The sequence below is a fragment of the Burkholderia sp. IT-111MI5 genome (assembly GCF_949752865.1).
Lineage (GTDB): Bacteria > Pseudomonadota > Gammaproteobacteria > Burkholderiales > Burkholderiaceae > Burkholderia > Burkholderia pyrrocinia_C.
The window spans coordinates 1-3,901 of the sequence record NZ_CATKIF010000031.1 but is presented as its reverse complement, the minus strand read 5'-3'; the positions used below and the strand labels follow the sequence as shown (position 1 = coordinate 3,901).

Here is a 3,901-nt window from a genome sequence, read left to right as displayed (position 1 = left end):
ACAAAATGCGAGGCGGCCGGGCAACGGGTAGCGTGCTCCATCATCGCATCCCCTCGGCGTCCGCCGGAGATCAGCCGTCTTCCATCTACCTGCGCCCATCGCGGAACGAAGCCGCGTGATTTGGTACGATCGAAATGTCGTCGGCGATTGCATACGTCGACGTTCACGTTCGAAACCGGGACTTGATGGAGAGGGCGGGGAATGAATATCGGTGACGCGTCGCGCGAATCCGGAGTCAGCGCAAAAATGATCCGGTACTACGAGCAGGTCGGCCTTCTTGCGCCGAGCAAGCGTACCGACGCCGGCTATCGGATCTACGGCGCGGACGAAATCCACATCCTGCGCTTCATCCGTCAGGCGCGACGGCTTGGCTTTCTCGTCGAGGACATCCGCAAGCTGCTGATGCTCTGGCAAGATCGCTCCCGCGCCAGCGCCGAAGTGAAGTCGATCGCCCTCGAGCACGTGGCCGAACTCGACAGGCGCATCGCGGAACTGAGCGACATGCGCGATACGCTGGCCGACCTGGCCGCGCACTGCCATGGTGACGGACGGCCAGAATGCCCGATTTTGGCGCGCCTGGCCGATTCCGTCAGTGAACCAGATTAGTGCGTGCACTCAGGGCTCGAAATGGGTGCCTGACTCAACCTCTATAAAAATCAATGAGTTAGGTTTGGTGGGTGCGCGCCCATTCCGAATTGGAATGCTTTCCATGCAAGTATTTCACTAGCATCTTGGTGCGGCGTCGCTATAATTCGGGAATACCCTATACGGGAAATCCCTGAATCTCGATTCGCCAGGGGTCCCCCTTCCTTGGAGAACATCATGATCGCCTACATCGTCGAAAAGCTGAGCAACTGGTTCGAATCCGCAGAACGTGAGCGCCGTGAGGCTTACCTCGCCACGTCGTCGGATATCGTCCAGCTCGAGCACCGCATCCGCTCGCTCGAAACCAACGGCTACTCGCTGTAATTCGAGTCACCGTCAGGTGCCGCGTGGCACCGACCGATAAGCAAGCCCCGTGTTGACGGGGCTTTGTTTTTTTGTGCGCCGGATCTGGCGAAATCGCTGCCGCGGCGCTATGGTATGGGCCTACTTTTCACCGTGAAGGACACGATCATGCGTTTGCGTCTCGATGTGCGTCGCAGTGCCCGCGCGCGTCTCGTTCTGGGCGCGGCCGTGCTTGTCCATGGCTTCGCGGCCGGTGCCGCGACTTCGTCCAAACCGCTGATTCTCGATACGCAACGCGGTATCCAGGACGGTAAGGGCGGGCTGGTGCTGCAGACAGCGCCGTTGTCTTCCGAGCCGATCGTCGAGCCGGCGGGCATGCGGGCTCCGGCCGGGCAAGCGCCGAACACGTCGGTGCCGCTGTTCGTCGCACCCTATATCAATGTGCCCGGCTGGGGCGTACCGCCGGCCAACCAACCGAGACTCGCACCGAGGCCGCAGCCGTAACGGCCGGTCGCCCGGTCAGTTTCCGCGGTGCTCGATCTGACAACGGGCGCCGCTATCCTGTCCCAGCACCTCGACCAGATAGGGCAGTGCCTCGTTCATGCTCTGCGCAAGCGTATACGGCGGATTCAGGATGAACATCCCGCTGCCGTAGAGGCCCAGTCCATCGGTAGGCGGATTCGATACCGTCAGCGTCAGGTGCAGCCAGTTGTTCGGTTGCAGGCGCTTCAACTGCTCGGGAAAGCGCTGCGATTCCGTCCGCGTGACCTGCGGATACCAGATCGCGTAGCAGCCCGTCGCGAAACGCTTCAGGCATTCCGTCACGCAGCTTACCGTGCGCGCGTAATCCTTCTTGTCCTCGTAGGACGGGTCGATCAGCACGAGTGCGCGTCGCGGCGGCGGCGGCAGCAGCGCCTTGATGCCTTCGAAGCCGTCGCCGGCGAAGATCATCGCGCGTCGCCCGGCGTCGCGGAAGTTGTGGCGCAGCACGTCGATTTCCGTCGTGTGCATTTCGAACAGGCGCATCCGGTCCTGCTCACGCATCGATCGCCATGCGATATACGGGGAACCAGGGTAGAAGCGCAGTTCGCCGTCGTCGTTCAGTGCGCGTACTTCGTCCACATAATCGCCCAGCGCTTCCGGCAGGTTCTTGTCGTTCCATAGCCGGCCGATGCCGGTGTCGAATTCCGCCGTCTTTGCCGCGTAGCCGTCGCGCAGCGAGTACACGCCGGCACCGGCATGCGTGTCGATGTACCAGTACGACTTGTCTTTCTTGTTCAGGTAGCGCAGCAGTTGGACGACGACGGCGTGCTTGAGCACGTCCGCGTGATTGCCTGCGTGAAAACCGTGACGATAACTGAGCATGGCGGGCTGCCTGAAACAGAAGGTGAATCGATGAAAGCGGTCGATCGGGTGCGGCTGTCAGGCCGGGCGCCGATGCGGCCGCGTATTGTACGCGAGTGGCCGTGAGTCGCCTTACTCGTATGCGTCGCCGACGACCTCTTCGATGCGTTGCTTCACATCCGGCGTCAACTTCGCGGCGACGTCGAGCGCGCGCATGTTCTCGCCGATCTGCTCGATTCGCGATGCGCCGGTGATCACCGAGCTCACGCGCGGATTCGCGAGCACCCACGCGATCGCGAGCTGGCCCGTGCTGCAGCCGAGGTCGACCGCGATCCCGCCGAGCCGTTCGACGATGTCGTTGCTGGCCTGATCGGTCAACCGGTCGCGCATCCAGTCGTAACCCTGCAACTGCGCGCGGCTGCCCGGCGGAACACCGTTACGGTACTTGCCGGTGAGCAGGCCCGATGCCAGCGGGCTCCAGGTCGTGAGGCCGAGGCCGTAGTCGTCGTAGAGCCGCGCATATTCCCGTTCGACCCGCGTGCGGTGGAACAGGTTGTACTGGGGTTGCTCGACGACCGGCTTGTGCAGGTGATGCCGTTCGGCGATCTCGCACGCGGCACGGATCTCGTCGGCGCTCCATTCCGACGTGCCCCAGTACAGCGCCTTGCCGCGCACGATCATGTCGCTCATCGCCCAGACGGTTTCCTCGATCGGTGTGTTTGGATCGGGCCGATGGCAATAGACGAGGTCGACATAATCGAGCTGCAGCCGGCGCAGCGAGCCGTCGATCGCGTTCAGCAGGTATTTCCGGTTCAGCGTGTGATACTGGTTCGGTGCTTCCGCGAGCCCCCAGAAGAACTTCGTGGACACGATATAGCTGATGCGCGGCCAGTCGAGCGATTTGAGCGCGTGGCCCATGATTTCCTCGGATTTGCCGCCGGCGTAAACCTCGGCGTTGTCGAAGAAATTGACACCCGCGTCGCGTGCCGCGGCGAGGCATTCCCGCGCGACCCGCTGATCGACCTGATTGCCGTACGTGACCCACGAGCCGAGCGAGAGCGCGCTGATCTGCAGGCCGGAACGGCCTAGCCGTCGATAGTGCATGCGAATCTCCTGCGTGACAGAACCGATCTTAAGCTTAGACGTTTTGCGCGCGAACGGCGGGGCCGATCGTGCACAATGACGGCTGGCCCGCCGGTACGTCGCGCGATGAAAGCGGATGCGGCCGGCGCGTGTTTTATCGATCCGATAACGGGAGGAGACGGACATGGCAGCAGATCTGAATGGCAAGACCGCAGTCGTCACGGGCGCCGCGAGCGGCATCGGCAAGGAAATCGCACTCGAGCTCGCGAAAGCGGGCGCGGCCGTCGCGATCGCCGACCTGAACCAGGACGGCGCGAATGCGGTCGCCGACGAGATCAACAAGGCAGGCGGCAAGGCGATCGGCGTCGCGATGGACGTGACGAACGAGGAAGCCGTGAACAGCGGCATCGACAAGGTTGCCGAAACGTTCGGCTCGGTCGACATCCTCGTGTCGAACGCGGGCATCCAGATCGTGAACCCGATCGAGAACTACGCGTTTTCCGACTGGAAGAAGATGCAGGCGATC

Annotated in this window: 6 protein-coding genes; 4 read left to right on the top strand and 2 right to left on the bottom strand. The window is 62.5% G+C overall.

Features of this window, described 5'->3' with window-relative positions; all coding sequences use genetic code 11:
• The first annotated feature begins 201 nt into the window (after positions 1–201).
• From cueR to ACM6JT_RS21865, 3 genes are all read left to right on the top strand, one after another.
• The gene (gene cueR / locus ACM6JT_RS21875; RefSeq protein WP_414857263.1) at positions 202–606 is read left to right on the top strand and encodes a Cu(I)-responsive transcriptional regulator; all 405 of its coding nucleotides are present in this window, start codon (positions 202–204) and stop codon (positions 604–606) included.
• A gap of 216 nt (positions 607–822) precedes the next feature.
• Positions 823–969: a DUF3563 family protein gene (locus ACM6JT_RS21870; RefSeq protein WP_072445473.1), complete on the top strand. Its 147-nt coding sequence runs from the start codon at positions 823–825 to the stop codon at positions 967–969.
• A 114-nt stretch (positions 970–1,083) separates the two neighbouring features.
• Positions 1,084–1,452 (top strand): hypothetical protein, encoded by a 369-nt coding sequence (locus ACM6JT_RS21865; RefSeq protein ID WP_034183478.1) that lies wholly within the window; start codon positions 1,084–1,086, stop codon positions 1,450–1,452.
• A 15-nt stretch (positions 1,453–1,467) separates the two neighbouring features.
• Here the strand turns inward: ACM6JT_RS21865 and ACM6JT_RS21860 are convergent, their stop codons facing one another.
• Both ACM6JT_RS21860 and ACM6JT_RS21855 read right to left on the bottom strand, forming a co-directional pair.
• Positions 1,468–2,313, bottom strand: a complete 846-nt coding sequence (locus ACM6JT_RS21860; RefSeq protein WP_105391865.1) for a 23S rRNA (adenine(2030)-N(6))-methyltransferase RlmJ — start codon at positions 2,311–2,313, stop codon at positions 1,468–1,470.
• Between the two features lie 111 nt (positions 2,314–2,424).
• Positions 2,425–3,396: a potassium channel beta subunit family protein gene (locus ACM6JT_RS21855; protein WP_034183480.1), complete on the bottom strand. Its 972-nt coding sequence runs from the start codon at positions 3,394–3,396 to the stop codon at positions 2,425–2,427.
• 163 nt (positions 3,397–3,559) lie between these two features.
• Here ACM6JT_RS21855 and ACM6JT_RS21850 point away from each other — a divergent pair.
• Positions 3,560–3,901 (top strand): SDR family NAD(P)-dependent oxidoreductase (locus ACM6JT_RS21850; protein ID WP_414857262.1); only part of this gene is annotated, 342 nt, incomplete at its 3' end.

Bases quoted from the DNA above. Each gene is read 5' to 3' on its own strand.
- ACM6JT_RS21865 (WP_034183478.1), top strand. From the start codon at position 1,084: ATGGGCCTACTTTTCACCGTGAAGGACACGATCATGCGTTTGCGTCTC.
- cueR (WP_414857263.1), top strand. From the start codon at position 202: ATGAATATCGGTGACGCGTCGCGCGAATCCGGAGTCAGCGCAAAAATG.
- ACM6JT_RS21870 (WP_072445473.1), top strand. From the start codon at position 823: ATGATCGCCTACATCGTCGAAAAGCTGAGCAACTGGTTCGAATCCGCA.
- ACM6JT_RS21855 (WP_034183480.1), bottom strand. From the start codon at position 3,396: ATGCACTATCGACGGCTAGGCCGTTCCGGCCTGCAGATCAGCGCGCTC.
- ACM6JT_RS21860 (WP_105391865.1), bottom strand. From the start codon at position 2,313: ATGCTCAGTTATCGTCACGGTTTTCACGCAGGCAATCACGCGGACGTG.